Below are 25,350 nucleotides of genomic sequence, written 5' to 3'. Positions count from 1 at the left end.
GTAACAATACAAAAGCCTCTGCCAAGGAACGCCCCATCCCCATGCTGTACATCCCGCTCCGCCTCTCCCCCCTTGCCGTCGCGCTGTGGCTGGCCTCATCACCCAGCCAGGCCGTTGAACTCGAACCCCAGGTCATCACCGCCAACCCGCTGGGCAATCGCCAACTGGCCGCCCCGAGCACGGTCCTCGAAGGCGACAACCTGCTGCAACAGCAACACGGCAGCCTCGGTGAAACCCTGAACAAACAGCCAGGCGTCGCCTCTACCTGGTTCGGCCCTGGCGCCAGCCGCCCGGTAATCCGCGGCCTGGACGGCGACCGCATCCGCATCCTGCGCAACGGCGTCGGTGCACTGGATGCCTCGTCGCTGTCCTACGATCACGCCGTACCGCTCGACCCGGTGACCGTGGAGCGGGTCGAAATCGTCCGCGGGCCCGCTGCCCTGCTCTATGGCGGCAATGCCATTGGCGGTGTGGTCAATACCTTCGATAACCGCATCCCCGATGCGCCGATCGAAGGCATCCACGGGGCGGGCGAACTGCGTTATGGCGGCGCCGACACCACCCGCAGCAGCGCCGGTAAACTGGAAGCCGGCAACGGCGCCTTCGCCCTGCACCTGGACGCCAACAGCCGCCAGTTCAACGATTTGCGCATCCCTGGTTACGCGCGCAGCTCAAAGGTGCGTGACGCCGACGAGCCGGGCAGCAAACACCGCCTGGAGAACAGCGACGGGCGTCAGGACGGGGGCGCCGTCGGCGGCTCTTACCAGTGGGACCATGGCTATGCCGGCCTGTCCTACAGCCGCTACGACAGCAACTACGGCTCGGTGGCCGAACCCGGGGTACGCCTGGACATGCAGCAAGACCACTACGCATTCGCCTCTGAACTGCGTGACCTCGAAGGCCCGTTCAGCTCGGTCAAGGTCGATGCCGGCTATACCGACTACGAGCACAGCGAAATCGAAGAAGGCGAGGTGCACACCACCTTCAAGAACAAGGGCTACGAGGCACGCATCGAGGCGCGTCATCAGCCACTCGGGCCGGTTGAAGGGGTGATCGGTGCCCAGGTCAGCCGTAACGAGTTCTCGGCACTGGGGGAGGAAGCGTTCGTCCCGCATACCGATACCGACAGCCTGGCGCTGTTCATGCTTGAGCAATGGCAGGCCACCGAGCGCCTGAACTTGAGCCTGGGCGCGCGTTTGGAGCACACCCGCGTCGACCCGGATGCCAAGGGCAACGAGACGTTTGCCGCGGCCGACAGCGCCAGCACCTTCAATGCCTTCAGCCTGTCCTCCGGGGCGGTGTACCAGCTCGACCCGGTCTGGACACTGGCCGCCAACCTTGGCTACACCGAGCGCGCCCCAACCTTCTATGAGCTGTATGCCAACGGTGCGCATGTGGCCACCGGGGCTTACGAGGTGGGCGATGCCAGCCTGAACAAGGAAAAGGCCATTTCCGGCGACTTGGCCCTGCGCTTCGACAACGGCACTCACAAAGGCAGCGTCGGGGTCTTCTACAGCCACTTTCGCAACTACATTGGCCTGATCGGCACAGGCAACCTGCGTGAGGGCCATGACCACGACCATGGCGAGGATGAGCATGACCACGATCATGATCACGACCATGACGGCTTCCCGGAATACCAGTATCAGGGCGTGCGGGCGCGCTTCTATGGCATCGAGGCGCAAGACCGCTGGCAACTGGTCGAGAACCGCTATGGCAGCTTCGCGCTGGAGCTGTCCGGCGACTACACCCGTGCCAAGAACCTCGACAGTGGCGAGCCATTGCCACGAATCGCACCGCTGCGGTTGAACAGCGGCCTGGTCTGGGCACTGGACCGCTGGCAGGCGCGGGTCGATGTGCAGCATGCCGCGTCGCAACATCGCACACCGGCCAACGAAACCAGCACCGATGGCTACACCACGCTGGGCGCGAGTGTGGGCTATCGCTTCGACATCGGGCAAAGCGAGTGGCTGGCCTTCGTGCGGGGTGAAAACCTGACGGATCAGACGGTGCGCTATGCCAGCTCGATTCTGCGGGATATTGCGCCAGCGCCGGGGCGCAGTGTGGAAGTGGGGCTGCGTACGACGTTTTGAGCTGCCATCGGGGCGCCCTGCGCCCCAATTCGCGTGTAGGAGCAGCCTTGTGCTGCGAAGAGGCCTGAGCTAACACAGCAAATCTTCACTGATTTCACCGGCCTCTTCGCAGCACAAGGCTGCTCCTACAAACGGCACTGTTACCGGATCGACAACAATCAACTGCGACAATTTGTCTTTTTTTCTTACAACTTCCCCTATATCCTCCCCGCCGCAAGCTGAATCGCTTCATCGACTCCACCTTGTTGTCATTTCCATTGAAGGGCCCGCCCTTCGATGCCCTTGTCGTTTGTTCAATAATCAAAAGATAGCGCTATCTCATGTTCCAGCTGCCCAAAACCTGTTTCATCGGCCTTGCCCTCACCGCCTGTGCAACCCCTGCCAGCGCCAGCGAAATGTTCGCCAGCGATTCCCCGTGGATGCTGGGCGATTGGGGCGGCACCCGCAGTGAATTACTGGCAAAAGGTTACGACTTCACCCTCGGCTATACCGGCGAGATGGGCAGCAACCTGCACGGCGGCTTCGACCACGACCGTACCGCGCGCTACAGCGACCAGTTCACCTTCGGTAGCCACCTGGACCTGGAAAAAATCTTTGGCTGGAACGACACCGAATTCCAGCTGACCCTCACCGAGCGCCACGGCGACAACATCAGCAACGACCGCATCAACGACCCGCGTGTCGGCGGCTTCACCTCTGCCCAGGAAGTCTGGGGCCGCGGTGAAACCTGGCGGCTCACGCAACTGTGGGTCAAACAGAAGTACTTTGACGGCGCACTGGACGTCAAATTCGGCCGTTTCGGTGAAGGCGAAGACTTCAACAGCTTCCCCTGCGACTTCCAGAACCTGGCCTTCTGCGGCTCGCAGGTAGGCAACTGGGTTGGCAGCATCTGGTACAACTGGCCCGTCAGCCAATGGGCCCTGCGCGTGCGCTACAACCTCACCGACGCACTCTATGCCCAAGTCGGCGTGTACGAGCAAAACCCTTCCAACCTGGAATCGGGCAACGGTTTCAAGCTCAGTGGCAGCGGCACCCAGGGCGCCATCCTGCCGGTCGAACTGGTGTGGAGCCCACAGGTCAATGGCCTGAAAGGGGAATATCGCGCCGGCTACTACTACAGTAATGCCAAGGCACACGATGTGCTCGACGACAGCAACGGCCAGCCGGCTGCGCTCAGTGGCGCCGCCTACCGCAGCCGTTCGAGCAAGCACGGCATGTGGCTCGGCGCCCAGCAGCAGGTCACCTCGCTGGCGTCCGACCAGTCGCGTGGCCTGAGCCTGTTCGCCAACGCCACTTTGCACGACAAGAAGACCAATGCCATCGACAACTATGTTCAGGCAGGACTGGTATACAAAGGGCCCTTCGATGCCCGCGCCAAGGACGACATCGGCTTCGCCCTCGCCCGCGTGCACGTCAACCCGGCCTACCGCAAGAACGCCCGCCTGGCCAACCAGGCCGCCGGCCTCGACGACTACGACAACCCTGGCTTCCTGCCCGTGCAGGACACGGAGTACAGCGCCGAGCTGTACTACGGCATTCACTTGGCCGACTGGCTCACAGTGCGCCCCAACCTGCAGTACATCCGCCACCCGGGCGGGGTGTCGCAGGTTGACGATGCGCTGATCGGCGGCCTGAAGATCCAAAGCACTTTCTGAATCAACCTTTTGACATAACGGAGAACCTACGATGAGCACTGACGGTGCCAAGAATGGAACCCGCTGGCTACCGCGCCTTCTGGGCGTGCTGCTGTTGCTGATGGGCCTGGCCCTGCTGGCTGGCGGCATCAAGCTGAGCCAGCTGGGGGGGTCGCTGTATTACCTGATCGCCGGCATCGGCTTTGCCCTGTCCGGTATCCTGCTGCTGGCCCAGCGCCGCATCGCCCTCGGGCTGTACGGCCTGGTGCTGCTCGGCAGCACCGCCTGGGCATTGCTGGAAGTGGGCCTGGACTGGTGGCAACTGGTGCCGCGCCTGGCCATCTGGTTCGCCATTGGCGTGGTCCTGCTGCTGCCTTGGGCACGTCGCCCACTGATCGGCCCGGCCGCCAAGGCCAACACCGCGCTGCTCAGCGTCGCCGTGGTCGCCTCCGGTGCCTGCGCCCTGGGCAGCCAGTTCACCCACCCGGGTGAAGTGTTCGGCGAACTGGGCCGCGAGAGCAGCGAGATGGCCAGCGCCGCGCCGGCCATGCCCGACGGCGAATGGCAGGCCTACGGCCGCACCGAGCATGGTGACCGCTATTCGCCGCTGCGCCAGATCACCCCGCAGAACGCCTACCGCCTGGAAGAAGCCTGGCGCATCCGTACCGGCGACCTGCCGACCGACAACGACCCGGTGGAGCTGACCAACCAGAACACCCCGCTGAAGGTCAACGGCATGCTCTACGCCTGCACCGCGCACAGCAAGCTGCTGGCCCTGGACCCGGACACCGGCGCCGAAATCTGGCGCTACGACCCGCAGGTCAAGAGCCCGGTCGGTACCTTCAAGGGCTTCGCCCACATGACCTGCCGCGGCGTCTCGTACTATGACGAGAACAACTACGTCAGCCGTGATGGCAGCCCAGCACCGAAAATCACCGATGCCGGCAAGACTGTCGCCCAGGCCTGCCCACGCCGCCTGTACCTGCCCACCGCCGACGCCCGCCTGATCGCCATCAACGCCGACAACGGCAAGGTCTGCGAAGGCTTCGCCAACCAGGGCGTGATCGACCTGACCACCGGCATCGGCCCATTCACCGCCGGCGGCTACTACTCCACTTCGCCGGCGGCGATCACCCGTGATCTGGTGATCATCGGCGGCCATGTCACCGACAACGAGTCGACCAACGAGCCCTCCGGCGTCATCCGCGCCTACGACGTGCACGACGGCCACCTGGTGTGGAACTGGGACAGCAACAACCCGGACGACACCAAGCCTCTGGCACCCGGCAAGACCTACAGCCGCAACTCGGCAAACATGTGGTCGATCGCCAGCGTCGATGAAGACCTCGGCATGATCTACCTGCCGCTGGGCAACCAGACCCCCGACCAATGGGGCGCCGACCGCACCCCCGGCGCGGAAAAGTACAGCGCAGGTGTTGTCGCCCTCGACCTGACCACCGGCAAGGCCCGCTGGAACTACCAGTTCACCCACCACGACCTGTGGGACATGGACGTCGGCAGCCAGCCAACCTTGGTCCACCTGAAGACCGCCGATGGCGTGAAGCCGGCGATCATCGTGCCGACCAAGCAGGGCAGCCTGTATGTGCTGGACCGCCGCGACGGCACGCCAATCGTGCCGATCCGTGAGATCCCGACCCCGCAAGGCGCCGTGAAAGGCGACCACACCTCGCCGACCCAGGCCCGCTCCGACCTCAACCTGCTCGGCCCTGAGCTGACCGAACAGGCCATGTGGGGCGCCACACCGTTCGACCAGATGCTGTGCCGCATCCAGTTCCGCGAACTGCGTTACGAAGGCCAGTACACCCCGCCGTCCGAGCAGGGTTCGCTGATCTACCCAGGTAACGTCGGCGTGTTCAACTGGGGCAGCGTGTCGGTCGACCCGGTACGCCAGTTGCTGTTCACCTCGCCCAACTACATGGCCTTCGTGTCGAAGATGGTGCCGCGCGAGCAAGTGGCCGCCGGCAGCAAGCGCGAAAGCGAGACCAGCGGCGTGCAGCCCAACACCGGCGCACCGTACGCGGTGACCATGCACCCGTTCATGTCGCCGCTGGGCGTACCATGCCAGGCGCCTGCCTGGGGCTATGTGGCGGCCATCGACCTGTTCACCAACAAGGTCGTGTGGAAGCACAAGAACGGCACCACCCGCGACAGCACACCTGTGCCAATCGGCCTGCCGGTAGGCGTGCCGAGCATGGGCGGTTCGATCGTTACCGCAGGCGGCGTCGGCTTCCTCAGCGGCACCCTGGACCAGTACCTGCGTGCCTACGACACCAACAACGGTAAAGAGCTGTGGAAAGCCCGCCTGCCGGCCGGTGGCCAGGCCACGCCGATGACCTACAGCGGCAAGGACGGCAAGCAGTACGTGCTGGTGACCGCTGGCGGCCACGGCTCGCTGGGCACCAAGATGGGTGATTACATCATCGCTTACAAACTCGCCGACTAAGCTTCTAGCGGCAAGCTACAAGCCACAAGAGAAAGCGGGGCCTGCAGGGCCCCGTTTTTTTTTGCAGCTTGCACCTTCTAACGCAAAGCTTGAAACCCATCCCCCCGCGCCCCATCTAAGCACCATAGTCATTCACGCAGGTGCCCCATGAGCAACCAGCAGGATTTCCCCGAACACCCCGACGAACACAGCGAAGTCGAGCACGCCGATACCCAGGCCACACCCGGCCACGCCCTCGCCCTGCCCGGCCAGCAATTGCCGGACAAGGTCTATGTGATCCCGATTCACAACCGCCCGTTCTTCCCGGCACAAGTGCTGCCCGTAATCGTCAATGAAGAGCCCTGGGCAGAAACCCTCGACCTGGTCGCCAAGTCACCCGACCACTGCCTGGCGCTGTTCTTCATGGACACCCCGCCCGAAGACCACCGCCATTTCGACACCTCTGCCCTGCCGGAGTACGGCACCCTGGTCAAGGTGCACCACGCCAGCCGTGAGAACGGCAAGCTGCAGTTCGTGGCCCAGGGCCTGACCCGGGTGCGCATCCGGACCTGGCTCAAGCACCATCGCCCGCCCTACCTGGTCGAGGTGGAATACCCGCGCCAACCCACCGAGCCTACCGACGAGGTCAAGGCCTACGGCATGGCGCTGATCAATGCGATCAAAGAGCTGCTGCCGCTCAACCCGCTGTACAGCGAAGAGCTGAAAAACTACCTCAACCGCTTCAGCCCCAACGACCCGTCACCGCTGACCGATTTTGCCGCAGCCCTTACCTCGGCCACCGGCAGCCAGTTGCAGGAAGTGCTCGACTGCGTGCCCATGCTCAAACGCATGGAAAAGGTCCTGCCGATGCTGCGCAAAGAGGTCGAGGTGGCGCGCCTGCAGAACGAGATCTCGGCCGAGGTCAACCGCCAGATCGGCGAGCACCAGCGCGAGTTCTTCCTCAAGGAGCAGCTCAAGGTCATCCAGCAGGAGCTGGGCCTGACCAAGGACGACCGCAGCGCCGACCTCGAACAGTTCGAGCAGCGCCTTGAGGGCAAGACCTTGCCCGCCCAGGCGCAGAAGCGCATCGACGAAGAAATGGGCAAGCTGGCGATCCTCGAGACCGGCTCGCCGGAATACGCCGTGACCCGCAACTACCTCGACTGGGCCACCGCCCTGCCGTGGGGCGTTTACGGCAAAGACAAGCTCGACCTCAAGCACGCGCGCAAGGTGCTCGACCAGCACCACGCCGGCCTTGATGACATCAAGGAACGCATCCTCGAATTCCTCGCCGTGGGCGCCTGGAAAGGCGAGATCAGCGGCTCGATCGTGCTGCTGGTGGGCCCACCGGGTGTGGGCAAGACCAGCATTGGCAAGTCCATTGCCGAATCGCTCGGCAGGCCGTTCTACCGCTTCAGCGTCGGCGGCATGCGCGACGAAGCCGAAATCAAGGGCCACCGCCGCACCTACATCGGCGCCCAACCGGGCAAGCTGGTGCAGGCGCTGAAAGACGTCGAAGTGATGAACCCGGTGATCATGCTCGACGAGATCGACAAGATGGGCCAGAGCTACCAGGGTGACCCGGCTTCCGCGCTGCTGGAAACCCTCGACCCCGAGCAGAACGTCGACTTCCTCGACCACTACCTGGACCTGCGCCTGGACCTGTCCAAGGTGCTGTTCGTCTGCACCGCCAACACGCTCGACTCGATCCCCGGGCCGTTGCTTGACCGCATGGAAGTGATCCGCCTCTCCGGCTACATCACCGAAGAAAAGCTGGCCATCGCCAAGCGCCACCTGTGGCCCAAGCAGCTGGACAAGGCCGGCGTGGCCAAGACCAGCCTGAGCATCACTGACAGCGCGCTGCGCACCGTGATCGAGGGCTATGCCCGTGAGGCAGGGGTGCGGCAGCTGGAGAAGCAACTGGGCAAACTGGTGCGCAAAGCCGTGGTCAAGTTGCTTGAGGACCCGGATGCCAAGCTCAAGATTGGCAGCAAAGACCTGGAGGCCGCGCTCGGCATGCCGGTATTCCGCAGCGAGCAGGTGCTGGCCGGCAAAGGCGTGATAACGGGTTTGGCCTGGACCAGCATGGGCGGCGCTACGCTGCCGATCGAGGCCACCCGCATTCATACCCTCAGCCGCGGCTTCAAGCTGACCGGCAAACTGGGGGATGTGATGAAAGAGTCCGCCGAAATCGCCTACAGCTACGTCAGCTCCAACCTCAAACAATTTGGCGGTGACCCAGGCTACTTCAACGAGGCGTTCATCCACCTGCACGTGCCCGAGGGTGCAACGCCTAAGGATGGCCCAAGCGCGGGGGTGACCATGGCCAGCGCGCTGCTGTCACTGGCGCGGGACCAGGCGCCGAAAAAGGGCGTGGCCATGACCGGTGAACTGACCCTGACCGGCCAGGTGCTGCCCATTGGCGGGGTGCGTGAGAAGGTGATTGCCGCCAAGCGGCAGAAGATCTTCGAGCTGATCCTGCCCGAGGCCAACCGCGGCGACTTCGAAGAATTGCCAGACTACCTGCGTGAAGGGCTGACGGTGCATTTTGCCAAGCGCTTTGCCGACGTGGCCAAAGTGCTGTTCTGATCAGTCCTGGCCTGTTTGCGGCATTCGCCGTGAACAGGCCTGTACCGGTGGCACAAATTTGCACGTGCTTCGGTTATCCTCAGGTCATCGCCAGCCTACGGAGCCAACATGACCGCCCCTCGTCTGCTCGTTCCTCTGAGCCTTACCCTGCTTGCAGCCTGCGCCCAGCACCCCCTGCAAACCGTCGAACTGGACGCCGAAAGCGAATGCCCCCAGCGTCTGAAGGTGGGCCAGGCACTGACCCTGACCCTTCCAGGAAACCCCTCAACCGGCTACCGCTGGCGCATTGAGAACCCTGCCGCGAGCATCCTGCAAAGCCTCGGCCCCGAGGTCTACAGTGCCCCCGATGACACCGACGTGGTCGGCAGTGCCGGCTCGTCCACCTGGCGCTACCTTGCCAGCAGTGCCGGAGAAGCCCAACTGGTGCTGGTGTATCAACGCCCCTGGGAGGCTGAAGTAGCACCGGTGCAGAGCTTCGAGTGCAAGGTCATCGTCCGCTGACCGCGCTTAACGCCTGTCGCTGGCAACCTTGACTGCCTGCTGGTACGTGCAATGGCCCCGAAGCCCTGCCATGGCAAGATGCTCCGCCTTTGGCTAAAATGCGTCTCCGTTTCACCCCGTATCGAGCCCGCAGTGAGCAAACAACCCGACCGCCTCTTCGCCCAACCTCTGGAGCAGGTACCCGACTTCGCCTTCAACGAAGACGTGGTGCGCGTGTTCCCGGACATGATCAAGCGTTCGGTGCCAGGCTACCCGACCATCGTCGAAAACCTCGGCGTGCTGGCCGCACGCTTCGCCCAGCCGAACAGTACGCTGTACGACCTGGGTGCCTCACTGGGCGCTGTCACCCAGTCGTTGCGCCGTCATGTACGCAGCGACGGTTGCCGCGTCATCGCCGTGGACAACTCCGCTGCGATGGTCGAGCGCTGCCGCCAGTACCTCACCGCGCAGGACTCGATGTTCCAGGAGCTGCTGCCGGTCAACGTGCTGGAAGCCGACATCCTCGCCCTGCCCTTCGAGCCGGCCTCGGTAGTGGCGATGAACTTCACCCTGCAATTCATCGCACCCGACCAACGCCTTGAGTTGCTCGGCCGTATCCGCCAGGCCCTGCTGCCGGGCGGCGCGCTGATCCTCTCGGAAAAACTGCGTTTCGCCGACGATGACGAGCAAAACCTGCTGAATGAACTGCACCTGGACTTCAAACGGGCCAACGGCTACAGCGAACTGGAAATTGCCCAGAAGCGCAGTGCCATCGAGAACGTGATGAAGCCCGACACCCTGGATGCGCACAAGGCGCGCCTGCGCGCTGCGGGTTTCTCCAAGGTCGTGCCGTGGTTCCAATGCCTTAACTTCGCCTCGCTGATAGCCCTGCCATGATCGATCTGTCCCCTCTGGTCCGCCGCCTGGCGGGCACCCCCCTGGCTTCCTGGTCGCAAGGCCTGCAAGCGCAACTGGAGGCCAAGCTGGAAAAAGGCCACGGCGACCTCGATCGCTGGCGCGGCGCGCTGGATGCGCTTCCCGCCCTGCAACCTAGCGAAATCGACCTGGTCAACGGGCTGCGCCTGGATTGCGACTGCGACGACGCCACCCGCGCGCAAATGCGTGAGGCGCTGATGGGCTTGTCGCCCTGGCGCAAAGGGCCGTTCGACCTGTTCGGCGTGCACGTGGACACCGAATGGCGCTCGGACTGGAAGTGGTCGCGGGTCAGCCCGCACCTGGACCTCAAGGGCAAGCGCGTGCTCGATGTCGGCTGCGGCAACGGTTATTACCAATGGCGCATGCTCGGCGCCGGTGCCGATATGGTGGTCGGGGTGGACCCCAACTGGCTGTTCTTCTGCCAGTTCCAGGCCGTGCAGCAGTACTTGCCCGAGCTGCCAGCCTGGCACTTGCCGTTCGCCCTGGAAGATTTGCCGGCCAACCTTGAAGGCTTCGACACGGTGTTCTCCATGGGCGTGTTCTACCACCGCCGCTCCCCCATAGAGCACCTGCTGGCGCTCAAGGATTGCCTGGTCAAAGGCGGCGAACTGGTGCTGGAGACGTTGGTGGTCGAAGGCGACGAGCAACAGGTGCTGGTCCCTGAAGACCGCTACGCACAAATGCGCAACGTCTGGTACCTGCCCTCGGTACCCGCTCTGGAGCGCTGGTTGCGCCGCGCCGGCTTCAGCGATGTACGCTGCGTCGATGTCAGCGTCACCAGCATCGAAGAACAGCGCAGCACCGATTGGATGCGCTACCAGTCACTGAGCGACTTCCTCGACCCCAATGACCAAAGCCTGACCATCGAAGGCCTGCCCGCGCCGCGGCGCGCAACGATCGTGGCGCGCAAGTAGCGCCTAGTTGAAGACCTTCGCCATCTCCCGGGAATGTTCGCGTATCCCTGCCCACTGGGCGAGAAACTGCCTGAAGTAGTAAATGAACACCGCCAGTTGCTGGCGGGTGTTCATCTTCCCCAAGTGGCCTGCCGCGCTTTCCAGGTAGGCCTCGATGGTTTGCCAGGCCGTGTGCAGGTGACCCGCCGCAAGCACCACATCCCACAGGTCGAGCTCCAGCTGGCCCATGTTGGAGTACAGCTTCTGTACGCGCCCCTCCACCCGACGAAACTCGCTCAACTGCTGGCTGACGGCGCTGCGCCGATGCTCCAGGCGGCGGAGTTCGGCGCGCGCTGACTTGGCTTTGGAGCCATAGATCGAATTGCCGATCAACGCGCCGAAGGGGCCGCCGACCCAGCCCAGCGAGGACTGCCTGGAGTATCGCTCATACTCACTGCGCACCGCCTTGATGTCCTCATCCAGGCTGGCCAGCTCCCAGGCCAGGTTTTCGCCATCCGGCGCCTGTGAAAAGCGCGCTGCCGCTCGGCACTTCTCCACCACTTCCGGGCGTAGCTTGAAACGCGCCTCGTCGCGAAAGCGCTCGAAGCCTATCCGCACTTGATCGAGCTGCAGGTCGAAATCGTCGATCAGCGCATGCAAGCTCATCAGCCGGTCAGCCATCGAACTGATCAACGCGCGGTCATGCTCATCGAGCGTTACATCGGACGCCTCGCGCAGACTGTCCCACGAAGGTCGATTGGGCCCCAGCGCACGTGTGCGCGCGACCAGTTGCACGACCTCGGCCCCGCAATCCTCGACCTGGCTGGCGTGCGCATCGAGCTGAAGGGTGACCGCCTGAGTGTTGCGCTCCAGATGGCTCCAGCTTTGCCCGTGCGCGCGCAACCGCTTGAACATGGCGAGCATACGCTCAGGCGTCAACTCTGGCTCGACAATGCTGGTGTAGCCAAGCCAGCGCAAGGTCTGCGTGCAATCGCCCGGCAGCGTCAGCATGCGCAGGCTGTAGTCGCTGAGGGTCTGGCGTGATTCACGGGTCAGGATCAGGCCCGCCCGGCCCTGTCCGTCACGGTCGTCCATGGCGCCAATCAAGGCGCCAGGCAGGACAATCGCCTTTTGTTGCTGCTCTTGGAAACTCAATGTCCGGGGATTCATTGTTCGACTCTCATCCACTTGGATATGGCGCAGCCGACCGCGCCCGAGGAGCACGGTCGGCCTGAGCCGTTACAGCCCGCGACGGTGCTGCTCGAGCAGTTGTCGCTGATAGGCCAGCAGTTGCTTGAAGGTGTCGTCCAGGGCCTGCACCTGCGCAACGTTGCTCGGAGCCGCAGTGCCTATTCGCGGCACGAAATTGGCCAGGGTCTGGCGCACGACATTGATGCCGGCGTCCCACTCGGAGCGTTGCTCGTGCAAACGCGGCATCGTTAGCAGTGCCGCCAGTTGCGCGCTCACCACCTGCTGACGCTGATCGAGTTCGCGCACTTGCCGCGCCAGGTTCGCCACCCGCTCGCGCGCAGCCCGCCGCTCCTGCTGCAACTGGGCGTAGCGCATGCCTTCGACGACATCGCCGAGCAGGGTTTGCAGCTGCTCCACCGCCGTGTTCACGGCGTCGGCCATCGCCGCGGCTTCGGCGCCAGGTACGGCCAGTTTGGCCAGGTCTTGCGCAGAAGGTACGACACCGCCGAAGCGGGTCTGCAAGCCCTGGGCCTCCAGGGTGGCAATGGCCTGCTCGATCGCCGACTGGTTGTGCTTCTCGCGATCATGCTCGGCGCTTACCTGGGTGTGCAGGTTGGCCTGATCCTGCTGTTGCTTGAGCAGCCGCTGTTCGTCGCGGGCCCACGCCAGCGCTGCCAGGGTGGCCAGCGCCTGCTGTTCCTTGCCCAGGTGGGCCACCTGGGTGTCCAGCAGAGACTTCACCGTGTTGGCGACTTCTCCAGCAATTGCCAGCACCTCCTCATCGTCGCCATCCTCCAGGGCGTCGAGGATATCGCGCAGTGGATCGTTGGAGATCTCCGCGACAACGCGCTGGGCGTTGCGCGCCATCACCTCGGCGCAGTTGATGAACAGCTTCATGTGGCGCTCCAGCGACTCGTGGATCACCGGCTGAAATTTCAACTCGCCGCGCTGCCAGGCTTCGGTGAAGCCTCGCGTTGCAGCAAATACATTGCCCAATTCAGGCGGATTGGCGCGGGTATGCAGCACACTGATCTTGTCGTTCATGGTCATTCACCTGTTAGTGGGCCGAAGCGGCGTCGTCGAAAATCCGGGTCAGTTGCAGGGAGGTCTTTTCGATCTGGATCCACTGCGCCAGGAACTGTCGGAAATAAATGACAAACCTGGCCAAGGCGCGGTTGTCGGAGATCTGTTCGAGCTTGCCGATCGACGCGTCGATGTACGCACCGACGATTTCCCAGGCGGTCTGCAGGTGGGACGCCGCTGTCACTACGTCCTGCAAGCGGGTATCGAGCTCGTCAACGAAGGTCGCCATCTCTTCCATGCGGCCTTCCAGATTCACCCGTACGCGCAGTTGCTCGCTGGTAGCACGCCGCTCTGCCTGGCGACGCTTGCGCTCCTTGCGAACCTTCTCGGCCTTGCTCCCGTAGATGCCGCCGGTGATCACCGCGCCGATCGGCCCTGCGGCCAGGCCGCTGAGCGCCTGCTTGACGTACTGGTCATACTCTTTGCTCAAGGCACCGATCTCGTCGTCCAGCTCCTTGAGCTTCACGCGCAGGCGCTCCACCTCACCATCACCCTTGGTGCGCTCGACCGCTTGCCCCTTCTGTTTCACCGCCGGGATCAGCTTGAAGCGCGCGGCATCGCGGAACGTCTCGGTTTCGCCGCGCACGGTGGCGACCCGCACCGCGTAGCGCTGCACATCCTCCTGAAGGATCTGCAGGTAATCGACCAGCGACGAAACCGCCCGCTGGTCGGCACGGTCCAGTTTCACCGGGGTACCCAGCACGACCTTGTCCCACGCCTTGATGTCGGAGCCCAACGCGCGAATCTGCCGGCACTCATCGACGATAGTTTCCCCGGCAGCGTTGATCGACGCGGCCGTGGAGGCCAGTTCGCTGGCGAGCTTCTTGTTGCTGTCGGAAAGCGGCCCCCAACTGCGCGCATGGCCACGCAACGCATCGAATAGCGTGGTCATGCCGGCGGGGGCCAGCTCGGGTTCGTCGATCTGCGTGTAGCCCAGCCAGCGCTGCAGGTTGTCGGGGGTCGACGGCAGGCCGAAGACAAAATTGACATACCGATTGAGGGTGATGATGTGCTCGCGGCTGAGGGTCAGCCCGCCTTCATCCTCACCATCGCGCTCGGCCATGGCCTGGATCAGCTTGGCAGGTGTCTTTGCCGCATCCGCCTGTAGCTGATCGTACTCAGCCGTTTGTGTACTCATGGTCGTGTCTCCTCGAGTCAAGCCCTGGGAAGGCTTGGTCCGACCACGCTAAGGCAGCGACAGGAGGCACAGCAGCGGGCAGTTTTTCCGCCATTTGCAGCGGTGCACCGGGCGTTGCGCCTGGCACACGCAAAACAGGCGCCCACCTGGGGCGCCAAACGAACCGTCGTTGCGGGAGCACGCAAAGGCGGAGGTCGAAGTCAGTCCCTGGCCTAATGCCAGTCAGTTAGGGCTTAGGGGACCGCTGCGCGGTCCATCGCAGGCAAGCCAGCTCCTACAGGAATAGCGTATTTATTGTGAATCTCGCTCACCTGTAGGAGCTGGCTTGCCTGCGATGGGCTGCACAGCAGCCCCAATTACAGCCGATGACGCTTAACTGACTGGTATTAGTCTTTGACCAGTTTTTCGGTGGCTTGCTGGGTTTTGCGCTGGCGTTCCGCCAGCGCCTGGTCCGGCTGGCCATGCAGGCGTTGCTGGTCTTCGCGGAACGCCTCCCAGAACTGCCGCGAGCGTTCTGCGCCGCCCTCCGCCAGCGCGCTGGTGCTGCCCAGCGGCCAGTAGCACCCACAACACATACCGAGTCAGGTTCATCAGGGTTACCTCATCGAGTGGTTCAGATGAGGCCATCCTGGGGCACGCCAGCTAACACCAAGGTGAGGCGGACATTACAGTCCTGCAAGCTGGGCGGCAGCTGTCCGGCACATGGCGACATGATTACAAATCTGTTATCCAGCGATGTCCGGGGCCCGCATGGCGTAACATTCCGGCGCTTGACCCTGTTCCCACTACAGGGCCGAGAATCGCCGTCTTTCATTCAACCGAGCCCTACCATGCGTCTACTGATCATCGAGGACGAACTGCGCACCGCCGATTACCTGCAGCAGGGGCTGCGTGAGAACGGCTACGTGGTCGACTGCGCCCACACCGGCATCGACGGCCTGCACCTGGCCCGTCAACAGGCCTACGACCTGGTGATCCTCGACGTCAATTTGCCCGAGCTGGACGGCTGGAGCGTGCTCCAGCGGCTGCGCGCTGAATCCGCCACGCGGATCATGATGCTCACCGCCCACGGTCGCCTGGCAGACCGGGTCAAGGGCCTCGACTTGGGCGCCGATGACTACCTGCTCAAGCCGTTCGAATTCCCCGAGCTGCTGGCGCGCATCCGCAGCCTGCTGCGGCGCAATGAGCAGCCGCTGCAACCCACCACCCTGCGCGTCGCCGACCTCGAACTCGACCCAGGCCGGCATCGGGCCTGGCGCGGCGCCAAGCGCATAGACCTGACCGCCAAGGAGTTTTCCCTGCTGCACCTGCTGATGCGCCAGAGCGGTGAAGTGCTGTCGCGCACGCAAATCATCTCGCTGGTCTGGGACATGAATTTCGACTGTGACACCAATGTGGTCGAGGTTTCCATCCGGCGCCTGCGGGCGAAGATCGACGACCCCTTCGAAGACAAGCTGATCCATACCCTACGCGGCGTCGGCTATGTGCTCGAGGCGCGCCATTGAAGACTGCCAGCCTGTCGTTGCGCCTAGGCCTGAGCGTGACCCTGATGGGCGCCCTGCTGGTGCTACTGCTGGCCTGCCTGGCGGTGTTGGCGCTCGACCACGAGCTCGACAGCCGCGCGCGCAAGGACCTCGCGCGCAAGATGTTGCAGGTGGAACATAACCTGCGTGTCGACCTGCGCAGCGAGGACCTGGGCAGCCGCGCCCACCCCCTGCTCGACCTGGTCATGGGGCACGACAACCTCAGCCTCAGCGTGCTCGCGCTCGAGGGCCGCCACCCGCACCTGCTCAGCCTGGGCCCAGCCCTGGAGTCGAGCGTGGGCGCGCTGGCGACCGGCGCCCGGCTGACGTTTCACGAATGGCGCGACAGCCGCGGTAACCAAATGCTGACTGCGACACGCCAGATGCGCTTGCGCGACGAGACACCAGTGCGGGTGATGATGACGCTCGACCGCGCCGACGACAACGCCCTGCTCCAGGCCTACCTGCACTCGACCCTGATCGCCCTGCCCTTGCTGTTGATACTGATCGGCATCGGCGCCTGGAAGCTGGTGCAACGCAGCCTGAAACCCTTGCGCCATTTTCGCCGGGTGGCCGGCCAGGTTTCGGCCCAGGACCTCAGCCACCGCCTGCCCGACAGTGGCCTGCCACAAGAGCTGGGCGAGCTGGCCAGGGCCATCAACGTGATGCTCGACCGGCTCGACCAAGGCGTGCAACAGTTGTCGCAGTTTTCCGACGACCTTGCCCATGAGTTGCGCACGCCGCTAAGCAACCTGATGGGCAAGGCTCAAGTCACCCTCAGCCGTGAGCGCGACAACGCCAACTACCGGGAAGTGCTGGAGGACAGCATCGAAGAGCTGACCCGGCTCAACCGCATCATCAACGACATGCTGTTTCTTGCCCACGTTAGCCAGCCGCAGGCGCAGGTGGCGCTCAAGCCCCTGGCGCTGGCCGATGAGGCTGCACAGGTGGTGGAGCTGTTTGCCATCAGCGCGGAGCTCAAGGACATCGAGCTTCACCTTCAGGGCTGGGGCACGGCCTTGGGTGATCGGCTGATGTTCCAGCGTGCGTTGTCGAACCTGTTGAGCAATGCCATTCGGCATGCGCCGGCAGGCAAGCGCATAGACCTCGGTATCGAGCGCCACGCAAGCGATGTCAGGGTCTGGGTGGAAAATGAGGGCGTAGGGATTGCCGCAGAGCATCAGCCGCAGTTGTTCGAGCGTTTCTATCGCGTGGGCGCTGGGCGCTCACGGCTTGAGGGGGGCACCGGGCTGGGGCTGGCGATCGTGAAGTCGATCATGCAGTTGCATGGTGGGCGGGTCGAGGTGATGAGCAGCCCGGCAGGGCCGACCCGGTTTACCCTGGTGTTCAGAGCCGAGTGACCGGCTGCTGGTAACGGCCTTATCGCCGGCAAGCCGGCTCCCACATGAACTGCGTAGGCTTCAAGGCTAGCGCTGTACCTGTGGGAGCCGGCTTGCCGGCGATGAGGCCAGTTCCGTCAACCTGCGATCAGCGCGAAGCCGCCACGATCAACGCCTTCATCTCCGCCACCGCAGCCTTGAAGCCGACGAACAGCGCATGGGCCACCAACGCGTGGCCGATGTTCAGCTCATTGATACCCTTGATCGCCGCGACTGCCTCGACGTTGTGGTAATGCAGGCCGTGGCCGGCATTGACGATCAGCCCTTTGCCCACCCCGAACGCAACACCGTCCGCGATGCGCTTGAGCTCTTCAGCGACTTCAGTCGGCGTCTGTGCATCGGCGTAACGGCCGGTGTGCAGCTCGATGGCCGGCGCGCCTACGCGATGCGACGCTTCGATCTGCCGCTCGTCGGCGTCAATGAACAGCGACACTTCGGCACCGGTGCGGGCCAGGCGCTCGACTGCTGCCTTGATCCGTGCCTCTTGCCCAGCCACGTCCAGGCCGCCTTCGGTGGTCAGTTCCTGACGGGTCTCGGGTACCAGGCAGATGTGCGCCGGGCGGATCTTCTCAGCGAAGGCCATCATCTCTTCGGTGACGCCCATTTCGAAATTCATGCGGGTCTGCAGCACATCCTTGAGCACCACCACATCGCGCTCCTGAATGTGCCGGCGGTCTTCGCGCAGGTGCACGGTGATGCCGTCGGCACCCGCTTCTTCGGCGTCCAGGGCAGCCTTGACCGGATCAGGGTAACGCGTGCCCCGGGCCTGGCGCAGCGTCGCCACGTGGTCGATATTTACGCCGAGAAGCATGCGGTTGCTGTGAGTCACGAAAGGCTCTCCTGAAGATTGAGCCCCACAGCATACGACGTGATCAACGCTTGCGAAACAGTTCCCGGCTGACCAGGGGTTTGGCACCCAGATGAACGGCCAGTGCCTGACGCATCAACCGCTTGGCTGCGAGCAGCGCCCCCGGGGCTTCCCAGTCGGCTTGCGCCAGGGCCAACAGCTCGCCCCCCAGGAACAACCCGGGCTGCAGCAACTCGACCCGCTCAAGCCCGGCATCCACGCGCAAGCGGTAGCGGCCATCGGCGGCGATCGGCAAGTCGTTCACGTCATGCTGCAACGAAAAAGCATAACCGAGCTCGTCCAGCAGGCGCCATTCGAAAGAACGCAGCAACGGCTCCAGGGGGCGCCCGGCGGCCAGCGCCTGCAATGTCAGGGTGTAGTGTTCGAACAGCGCAGGGTGAGGGGCTTCGGCGGGCAGCAAACGCATGAGCAGCTCGTTGAGGTACAACCCGCTGAACAGCGCATCGCCGTGCAACCAGGCGGCGATGCCAAGTGTCTCCAGACGGCCGACATTCTTCAGCTCGCCGCGCCCGCGCAGCTCCACTTCCAGCGGCACGAACGGCCGCACCAGGCTGCCACCTTTGCCCCGCGCACGGCGCAACACGGCCCGCACACGGCCTTGCGGCGTGAGGAAGTCCACCAGTGCGCTGGTTTCCTTGTAGGCACGACTGTGCAGCACATAGGCCGGCTGGCCGACAGGTTGTTCCATGGCAATCACTTGTCCCAAGGCCAATCGGGCCGCTATGCGGCCCATCGCCGGCAAGCCGGCTCCTACAGGGCTCGGTAGCGCTGCGGTTGTGTGGGAGCCGGCTTGCCGGCGATGGGCTGCAAGGCAGCCCCAAGCCCATACAGCAGGGGTTACAGGTCGCCGTAGCCCAGCGAGCGCAGGGCGCGCTCATCGTCGGACCAACCGCCTTTGACCTTGACCCAGAGGTTGAGCATGACCTTGGCGTCGAACAGCACTTCCATGTCCTTGCGCGCGTCGGAGCCAATGCGTTTGATACGCTCGCCCTTGTCACCGATGATGATCTTCTTCTGGCCATCGCGTTCGACCAGGATCAGCGCATGGATGTGCAACACGTGCCCTTGCTGCTTGAACTCTTCGATCTCTACGGTGATCTGGTACGGCAGCTCCGCACCCAACTGGCGCATGATCTTCTCGCGCACCAGTTCAGCGGCCAGGAAACGGCTGCTGCGGTCGGTGATCTGATCTTCCGGGAAGAAGTGCTCGTTTTCCGGCAGGTGCTTGGCGATCAGGCCTTCCAGCGCTTCGAGGTTATGCCCCTGTTGCGCGGAGATCGGTACCACTTCCGCGTTCGGCAGTTGCTCCTGCAGCCATTGCAGGTGCGGAATCAGGTCGGCTTTTTCTTCCAGGCGGTCGGTCTTGTTGACCGCCAGGATGACCGGGCCGCTGACGTACTGGACGCGCTCGAGCACCAACTGGTCCTCGTCGGTCCAGCGGGTACGGTCAACCACGAAGATCACCACGTCGACGTCTTTCAGGGCTGCCGAAGCGTTACGGTTCATGTAACGGTTCAGGGCCTTGTCGTTGGCCTTGTGCATACCCGGCGTGTCGACGTAGATCGCCTGCACATCACCCTCGGTCTTGATGCCGAGCATGTTGTGGCGGGTGGTCTGCGGCTTGCGCGAGGTGATCGCCAGCTTCTGCCCGAGGATGTGGTTGAGCAAGGTCGACTTGCCCACGTTGGGGCGGCCGACAATGGCCACGTAGCCGCAGCGAGTCGGGTTGTTATCAGTCATTGCCATTCTCCACGCCCAGGGCGATCAATGCAGCCGCAGCGGCGACTTGCTCAGCGATACGCCGGCTCACACCCTGACCACGGCTCTTGTTGTTCAGCAGCACCACTTCGCATTCGACGAAGAAGGTACGGCAGTGCGGTTCGCCCTGGATATCCACCACCTCGTAGCGCGGCAGCTCACAGCTGCGCGACTGCAAGAACTCTTGCAGGCGGGTCTTGGGGTCCTTGTTGGTGTCGACCAGGGTCAGGCTTTCGAATTCATCGGCCAGCCAGGCCAGGATACGCTCCCGGGCGGTCTGCATGTCCGCGTCCAGGTAGATGGCGCCAATCAGCGCCTCCAGGGCATCGGCCAGGATCGATTCGCGGCGGAAACCGCCGCTTTTCAGCTCACCCGAACCCAGGCGCAGGTATTCGCCCAGATCAAAGCCTCGCGCCAGGCGGGCCAGGGTCTCACCCTTGACCAGACGCGCACGCAAGCGCGACAACTGGCCTTCACGGGCCTGCGGGAAGCGCTCGAACAGCGCCTCACCGGCCACGAAGTTGAGAATGGCGTCGCCCAGAAACTCCAGGCGTTCGTTATTGCGCCCGGCGTAGCTGCGATGGGTCAGGGCCAGAAGCATCTGGTCCTGGTTCTTGAAGGTGTAACCGAGCTTTCGCTCCAGTGCGGCGAGGGAAGCACTCATGCGGCCACCCGTTCGTTGTTCAACGCGTTGTTCAAATCAACATCCTGAAAGACTGTTTGGCTGTGGTCCGCCGCTGTACGCGGCGAAACTCTCGATCCCTGAGAACACAGCCTATGTCAGAAATGCATTCGGCGCTGTCTGCTGGACAGCGCCGAAGGGTATCAATGGATCAGGCCGACCCGCGACAGGTTGGGCATATGGCTGAGCTTGGGCTCTGGCCAGCTCATCCAGACCGCGAAGGCCTTGCCGACAATGTTCCGGTCCGGAACCATGCCGTGCAGCTCCTTGGGAATGTTCGGGTCATCCCAGTAACGGCTATCGTTGGAGTTGTCGCGGTTGTCGCCCATCATGAAGTAATGGCCAGCCGGTACGGTCCATTGCTGGTCCGGCGGCATGCGGTAACGGCTCATCTCCTTGCGGATCAGGTGTTCGGCCTCGCCCAGCTTCTCTTTGTACAGCTCGGCGCTGCCCAAGGTGCCCGGTTCGGTGCCCACCAGTTGTTCGGCAATGGGTTGGCCATTGACGTACAGCCGCTTGTCGTTGGTGTAGCGGATCTGGTCGCCCGGCAGGCCAACGACACGCTTGATGTAGTTGACGTTCGGGTCGCTCGGATAGCGGAACACCATCACATCGCCGCGTTGCGGGTCACCCACCTCGATGACCTTCTTGTCGATCACCGGCAGGCGAATGCCATAGGAGAACTTGTTCACCAGGATGAAGTCGCCCACTTCCAGGGTCGGTTTCATCGACCCCGAAGGGATCTGGAACGGCTCGACCAAAAACGAGCGCAGTACCAGCACGATGAACAGCACCGGGAAGAACGACTTGCCGTATTCGACCAGCAGCGGCTCCTTGTTCAGGCGCTCGACCACCGCCATCTCGGGCGGATTGACGCGCCCCTGATAGTTGGCGATTGCCGCTCGCCGGCGCGGGGCCAGGAACAGCAGGTCGATCAAGCCCAACAGGCCGCAGACAGCTACGGCGATGACTAGCAACAGCGGGAAATTTAGCGACATAGGACCTAGCTATCCAACCTGAGCACAGCAAGGAAGGCCTCTTGTGGAATCTCCACGTTGCCCACTTGCTTCATGCGTTTCTTACCGGCCTTCTGCTTCTCCAGCAGTTTCTTCTTACGGCTGACGTCACCACCGTAGCACTTGGCCAGTACGTTCTTTCTGAGCGCCTTGACGGTTGTCCGCGCGATGATCTGGCCGCCGATGGCTGCCTGGATCGCCACATCGAACATCTGCCGAGGGATCAGTTCCTTCATCTTCTCGGTCAACGCACGGCCTTTGTAGGCCGCGTTGTCGCGGTGCACGATCAACGCCAGGGCATCGACCTTGTCGCCGTTGATCAGTACATCCAGTTTGACCAGGTTGGCCGACTGGTAGCGATCGAAATGATAGTCCAGCGAGGCGTAACCGCGACTGGTCGACTTAAGGCGGTCGAAGAAGTCCAGTACCACCTCGTTCATCGGCATGTCGTAACGCACCTGAACCTGGCTGCCGAGGAACTGCATGTCGCGCTGAACGCCACGTTTCTCGATGCACAGGGTGATGACGTTACCCAGGTGCTCCTGCGGCACCAGGATGGTCGCGGTGACGATCGGCTCGCGGAAGTCGGTGACGGCCGAAACATCCGGCAGCTTCGACGGGTTGTCGACGATGATGGTTTCGCCGGTTTTCAGTTCGAGCTCGTAGATCACGCTAGGCGCAGTGGTGATCAGGTCCAGGTCGTACTCACGCTCCAGGCGCTCCTGGATGATCTCCATGTGCAGCATGCCCAGGAAGCCGCAGCGGAAACCGAAGCCCAGGGCGTCGGAGCTTTCCGGCATGTACTGGAGCGAGGAGTCGTTGAGGGTCAGCTTCTGCAGCGCGTCGCGGAAGTCCTCGAAATCGTCCGAGCTGACCGGGAACAGGCCGGCGTAGACCTGTGGCTGGATCTTCTTGAAGCCCGCCAGTACTTCGACTTCCGGGGTCGAGGACAGGGTCAGGGTGTCACCAACCGGTGCACCGTGAATGTCTTTGATGCTGGCGATGATGAAGCCCACTTCACCGGCCTTGAGGTCGGCGGTCTGGGTGTGTTTCGGGGTGAAGACGCCGACGCTGTCGACCAGGTGCACCTTGCCGGTGGACTTGACCAGGATCTTGTCGCCTTTCTTGACGCGGCCCTGGCGCACGCGCACCAGCGAGACAACGCCCAGGTAGTTGTCGAACCAGGAGTCGATGATCAGCGCCTGCAGCGGCGCGTCGATTTCGCCTACCGGCGCGGGGATGGTGTGCACCAGGCGCTCGAGCACCTCGTCGACGCCCATGCCGCTCTTGGCACTGCACGCCACGGCGTCGGTAGCGTCAATGCCGATGATCTTCTCGATCTCGTCCTTGACGCGGTCCGGGTCAGCCTGGGGCAGGTCCATCTTGTTCAACACCGGCATGACCTCAAGGCCCTGCTCGATGGCGGTGTAGCAGTTGGCCACGGACTGGGCTTCGACGCCTTGACCGGCGTCCACCACCAACAGTGCGCCTTCACAGGCGGCCAGCGAGCGCGAGACTTCATAGGTGAAGTCGACGTGGCCGGGGGTGTCGATGAAGTTCAGCTGGTAGGTCTTGCCGTCTTGCGCCTTGTAATGAAGCGTGACGCTGTGGGCCTTGATGGTGATCCCGCGTTCGCGCTCCAGGTCCATGGAGTCGAGGACCTGGGCTTCCATTTCGCGCGCAGACAGGCCACCGCACATCTGGATGAAACGGTCGGCCAGCGTCGACTTGCCATGGTCGATGTGGGCGATGATGGAGAAATTGCGGATATGACTCAAATCACTCACGGGTCAACACTCGAAAAGGCTGCGAGCCGGGACGCCCGCCGAAAAATAGCCGGGAATTGTACCTCAAGCAGCAGGGATATGGGAGATTCCTGATCGGCTGTCTGTGCCGACAGTGTCGCTGGCAAGCCGCTTCGTAACGCCGCAGCGCCTTACCTGAAACCTCCACCCCACCTGTGGGAGCCGGCTTGCCGGCGATCGGACCAACCCATTTCTCCGTAGATTCCACGAAAAAGGGCAGCCAACGCTGCCCCTTTTCCTACCTGAAGACCCGCTTATTCAGCCAGCTTGAAGGTGATAAAGCTCGCACGCCCCTGGCGCAGCACGCGCATGGACACCGAGCGGTTCTTCGGCAGGCCCTTGGCGATCTCGGTGAATTCCTTCGCCGAGCCAATGGCCTGGTTGTTCAGGTGGCTGATGACGTCACCTGGACGCAGACCGATCAATGCGGCCGGGCCATCCTGGACTTCCTTGATGACCACGCCACCCTTGAGTTCGAGGGCTTTCTTCTGCTCGGCGCTGAGATCAGCGACCGAAACACCCAGACGGTTGCTGCTGCGCTCGGCACTGCCATCTGCACCGGTACCCGTACCGATGTCAGCGTCATCGTCCGGCAGCGCACCGACGCTGACGTCCAGGTTCTGGCGCTTGCCGTTGCGGATGATCTCGAGCTTGGCCTTGTCGCCGTCCTTGAGGCTGCCGACCAGGTGCGGCAAGTCGGCCGACATGACGATCGGCTGGCCGTTCATGCTCAGGATCACGTCACCCACCTGCAGGCCACCTTTGGCGGCTGGGCCATCTTCCAGCACCTGGGCCACCAGGGCACCGGCCGGTTTGTCCAGGCCAAAGGACTCAGCCAGGTCCTTGTTGACCTCCTGAATCACCACGCCCAGCCAGCCACGGCTGACCTTGCCGTCTTTTTTCAGCTGATTGGATACGTCGATCGCCACATCGATCGGGATCGCGAAGGACAGGCCCATGAAGCCGCCCGAGCGGGTGAAGATCTGCGAGTTGATACCCACGACCTCGCCCTGCATGTTGAACAGCGGGCCGCCGGAGTTACCCGGGTTGATGGCAACGTCAGTCTGGATGAACGGCACGTAGGTGTCGTTAGGCAGGGTACGGCCCTTGGCACTGACGATACCTTTGGTCACCGAGTGGTCGAAACCGAACGGCGAACCGATGGCCAGCACCCACTCACCCACTTTGAGCTTCTCGGAGTCGCCCAGCTTGACGGTCGGCAGGTTCTTGCCTTCGACCTTGAGCAGCGCGACGTCGGTGCGTGGGTCGGTGCCGACCAGCTTGGCTTGCAGCTCGCTGCGGTCCGACAGGCGGACGATGATCTCGTCGGCGTCGGCCACCACATGGTTGTTGGTCAGTACGTAGCCATCGCTGGAAATGATGAAACCCGAACCCAGCGACTGGGCTTCACGCTGACGATCGCCGCGCGGTGAGCGGGGCTGTTGCGGCATGTTGCGCTCGAAGAATTCGCGGAACATCGGCGGCAGGCCTTCGAGGTCCGGCATCTGCCCTGCGGCGATGCGGCGGTCCGGCAGCTTCTGCTTGGTACTGATGTTGACCACGGCCGGCGAGGCTTGCTCGACCAACGTGGTGAAGTCTGGCAGGGCTTCCTCGGCCTGGGCGGTGAGCACCTGGCCGAGCATGAGCACGGCGGCGAACATCGATAGGTAGGATTTCAAGCGTGGTATAGACATACGGCTCCCGTCACAACGAGCGTGGTTAGCGTAAGGCCCCTGCACAAGCAGGAAAGGCCAGGCTCCAAGAAGCCTGACCTATAGAAAATTTACGGAAAGATTGCAAATGACAATGCTTTAATTT

Annotated in this window: 19 protein-coding genes and 1 pseudogene; 9 read left to right on the top strand and 11 right to left on the bottom strand. The window is 63.1% G+C overall.

Going from position 1 to position 25,350, the window contains the following annotated elements:
* The first annotated feature begins 41 nt into the window (after window positions 1–41).
* The 7 genes from AB7M33_RS14480 to cmoB all read left to right on the top strand — a co-directional run bounded on the left by AB7M33_RS14480 (window position 42) and on the right by cmoB (window position 11,089).
* Window positions 42–2,093 (top strand): TonB-dependent receptor, encoded by a 2,052-nt coding sequence (locus AB7M33_RS14480; protein WP_454243021.1) that lies wholly within the window; start codon window positions 42–44, stop codon window positions 2,091–2,093.
* Between the two features lie 320 nt (window positions 2,094–2,413).
* Entirely contained in the window at window positions 2,414–3,748 is a 1,335-nt protein-coding gene (locus AB7M33_RS14475) for a carbohydrate porin (RefSeq protein WP_454243020.1), read from the top strand.
* A 31-nt stretch (window positions 3,749–3,779) separates the two neighbouring features.
* Entirely contained in the window at window positions 3,780–6,191 is a 2,412-nt protein-coding gene (locus AB7M33_RS14470; protein WP_099430282.1) for a glucose/quinate/shikimate family membrane-bound PQQ-dependent dehydrogenase, read from the top strand.
* 147 nt (window positions 6,192–6,338) lie between these two features.
* Entirely contained in the window at window positions 6,339–8,759 is a 2,421-nt protein-coding gene (gene lon / locus AB7M33_RS14465) for an endopeptidase La (protein WP_027594161.1), read from the top strand.
* A gap of 108 nt (window positions 8,760–8,867) precedes the next feature.
* A complete protein-coding gene (locus AB7M33_RS14460; RefSeq protein WP_265968390.1) occupies window positions 8,868–9,260 on the top strand; it encodes a protease inhibitor I42 family protein in 393 nt (130 codons plus the stop codon).
* A 132-nt stretch (window positions 9,261–9,392) separates the two neighbouring features.
* Window positions 9,393–10,136 carry a carboxy-S-adenosyl-L-methionine synthase CmoA gene (cmoA, locus tag AB7M33_RS14455; RefSeq protein WP_027594159.1) on the top strand — a complete coding sequence of 248 codons (744 nt, stop codon included), beginning with the start codon at window positions 9,393–9,395 and terminating at the stop codon, window positions 10,134–10,136.
* The gene (cmoB, locus tag AB7M33_RS14450; protein WP_454243019.1) at window positions 10,133–11,089 is read left to right on the top strand and encodes a tRNA 5-methoxyuridine(34)/uridine 5-oxyacetic acid(34) synthase CmoB; all 957 of its coding nucleotides are present in this window, start codon (window positions 10,133–10,135) and stop codon (window positions 11,087–11,089) included. Before cmoA ends, cmoB begins: the two co-directional genes overlap by 4 nt.
* A 3-nt stretch (window positions 11,090–11,092) precedes the next feature.
* On the opposite strand, the gene AB7M33_RS14445 is transcribed toward cmoB, so the two are convergent.
* The 4 genes and pseudogenes from AB7M33_RS14445 to AB7M33_RS14430 all read right to left on the bottom strand — a co-directional run bounded on the left by AB7M33_RS14445 (window position 11,093) and on the right by AB7M33_RS14430 (window position 15,071).
* On the bottom strand, window positions 11,093–12,238 hold the full coding sequence (locus AB7M33_RS14445) for an alpha-xenorhabdolysin family binary toxin subunit A (protein WP_454243018.1): 1,146 nt from the start codon (window positions 12,236–12,238) through the stop codon (window positions 11,093–11,095).
* Between the two features lie 69 nt (window positions 12,239–12,307).
* Window positions 12,308–13,303 (bottom strand): alpha-xenorhabdolysin family binary toxin subunit B, encoded by a 996-nt coding sequence (locus tag AB7M33_RS14440; protein WP_454243017.1) that lies wholly within the window; start codon window positions 13,301–13,303, stop codon window positions 12,308–12,310.
* 13 nt (window positions 13,304–13,316) lie between these two features.
* The gene (locus AB7M33_RS14435; protein WP_265968394.1) at window positions 13,317–14,480 is read right to left on the bottom strand and encodes an alpha-xenorhabdolysin family binary toxin subunit A; all 1,164 of its coding nucleotides are present in this window, start codon (window positions 14,478–14,480) and stop codon (window positions 13,317–13,319) included.
* 386 nt (window positions 14,481–14,866) lie between these two features.
* A pseudogene (locus AB7M33_RS14430) lies at window positions 14,867–15,071 on the bottom strand (hypothetical protein).
* 239 nt (window positions 15,072–15,310) lie between these two features.
* Between AB7M33_RS14430 and AB7M33_RS14425 the strand changes: the two are divergent.
* Complete coding sequence (locus AB7M33_RS14425) at window positions 15,311–15,985, top strand: heavy metal response regulator transcription factor (protein ID WP_027594153.1); 675 nt, start codon at window positions 15,311–15,313, stop codon at window positions 15,983–15,985.
* Window positions 15,982–17,364 (top strand): heavy metal sensor histidine kinase, encoded by a 1,383-nt coding sequence (locus tag AB7M33_RS14420; RefSeq protein ID WP_454243016.1) that lies wholly within the window; start codon window positions 15,982–15,984, stop codon window positions 17,362–17,364. Before AB7M33_RS14425 ends, AB7M33_RS14420 begins: the two co-directional genes overlap by 4 nt.
* A 127-nt stretch (window positions 17,365–17,491) precedes the next feature.
* Here the strand turns inward: AB7M33_RS14420 and pdxJ are convergent, their stop codons facing one another.
* From pdxJ to AB7M33_RS14385, 7 genes are all read right to left on the bottom strand, one after another.
* Window positions 17,492–18,214: a pyridoxine 5'-phosphate synthase gene (pdxJ, locus tag AB7M33_RS14415; protein WP_454244222.1), complete on the bottom strand. Its 723-nt coding sequence runs from the start codon at window positions 18,212–18,214 to the stop codon at window positions 17,492–17,494.
* Window positions 18,215–18,275: 61 nt separating this feature from the next.
* Window positions 18,276–18,959 (bottom strand): DNA repair protein RecO, encoded by a 684-nt coding sequence (recO, locus tag AB7M33_RS14410; RefSeq protein ID WP_027594150.1) that lies wholly within the window; start codon window positions 18,957–18,959, stop codon window positions 18,276–18,278.
* A 149-nt stretch (window positions 18,960–19,108) separates the two neighbouring features.
* Window positions 19,109–20,011: a GTPase Era gene (gene era, locus AB7M33_RS14405; protein WP_027594149.1), complete on the bottom strand. Its 903-nt coding sequence runs from the start codon at window positions 20,009–20,011 to the stop codon at window positions 19,109–19,111.
* Window positions 20,004–20,693, bottom strand: coding sequence for a ribonuclease III (gene rnc, locus AB7M33_RS14400; protein ID WP_027594148.1), 690 nt, complete (start codon window positions 20,691–20,693; stop codon window positions 20,004–20,006). Before rnc ends, era begins: the two co-directional genes overlap by 8 nt.
* A gap of 161 nt (window positions 20,694–20,854) precedes the next feature.
* Window positions 20,855–21,709, bottom strand: coding sequence for a signal peptidase I (gene lepB / locus AB7M33_RS14395; protein WP_027594147.1), 855 nt, complete (start codon window positions 21,707–21,709; stop codon window positions 20,855–20,857).
* 5 nt (window positions 21,710–21,714) lie between these two features.
* A complete protein-coding gene (lepA, locus tag AB7M33_RS14390; protein ID WP_016498174.1) occupies window positions 21,715–23,514 on the bottom strand; it encodes a translation elongation factor 4 in 1,800 nt (599 codons plus the stop codon).
* A gap of 272 nt (window positions 23,515–23,786) precedes the next feature.
* Entirely contained in the window at window positions 23,787–25,193 is a 1,407-nt protein-coding gene (locus tag AB7M33_RS14385; protein WP_408981382.1) for a DegQ family serine endoprotease, read from the bottom strand.
* Window positions 25,194–25,350: the final 157 nt, after the last annotated feature.

Source organism: Pseudomonas sp. Y3 TE3536 (assembly GCF_053629175.1).
This window is presented reverse-complemented; position numbering and strand designations above follow the sequence as displayed.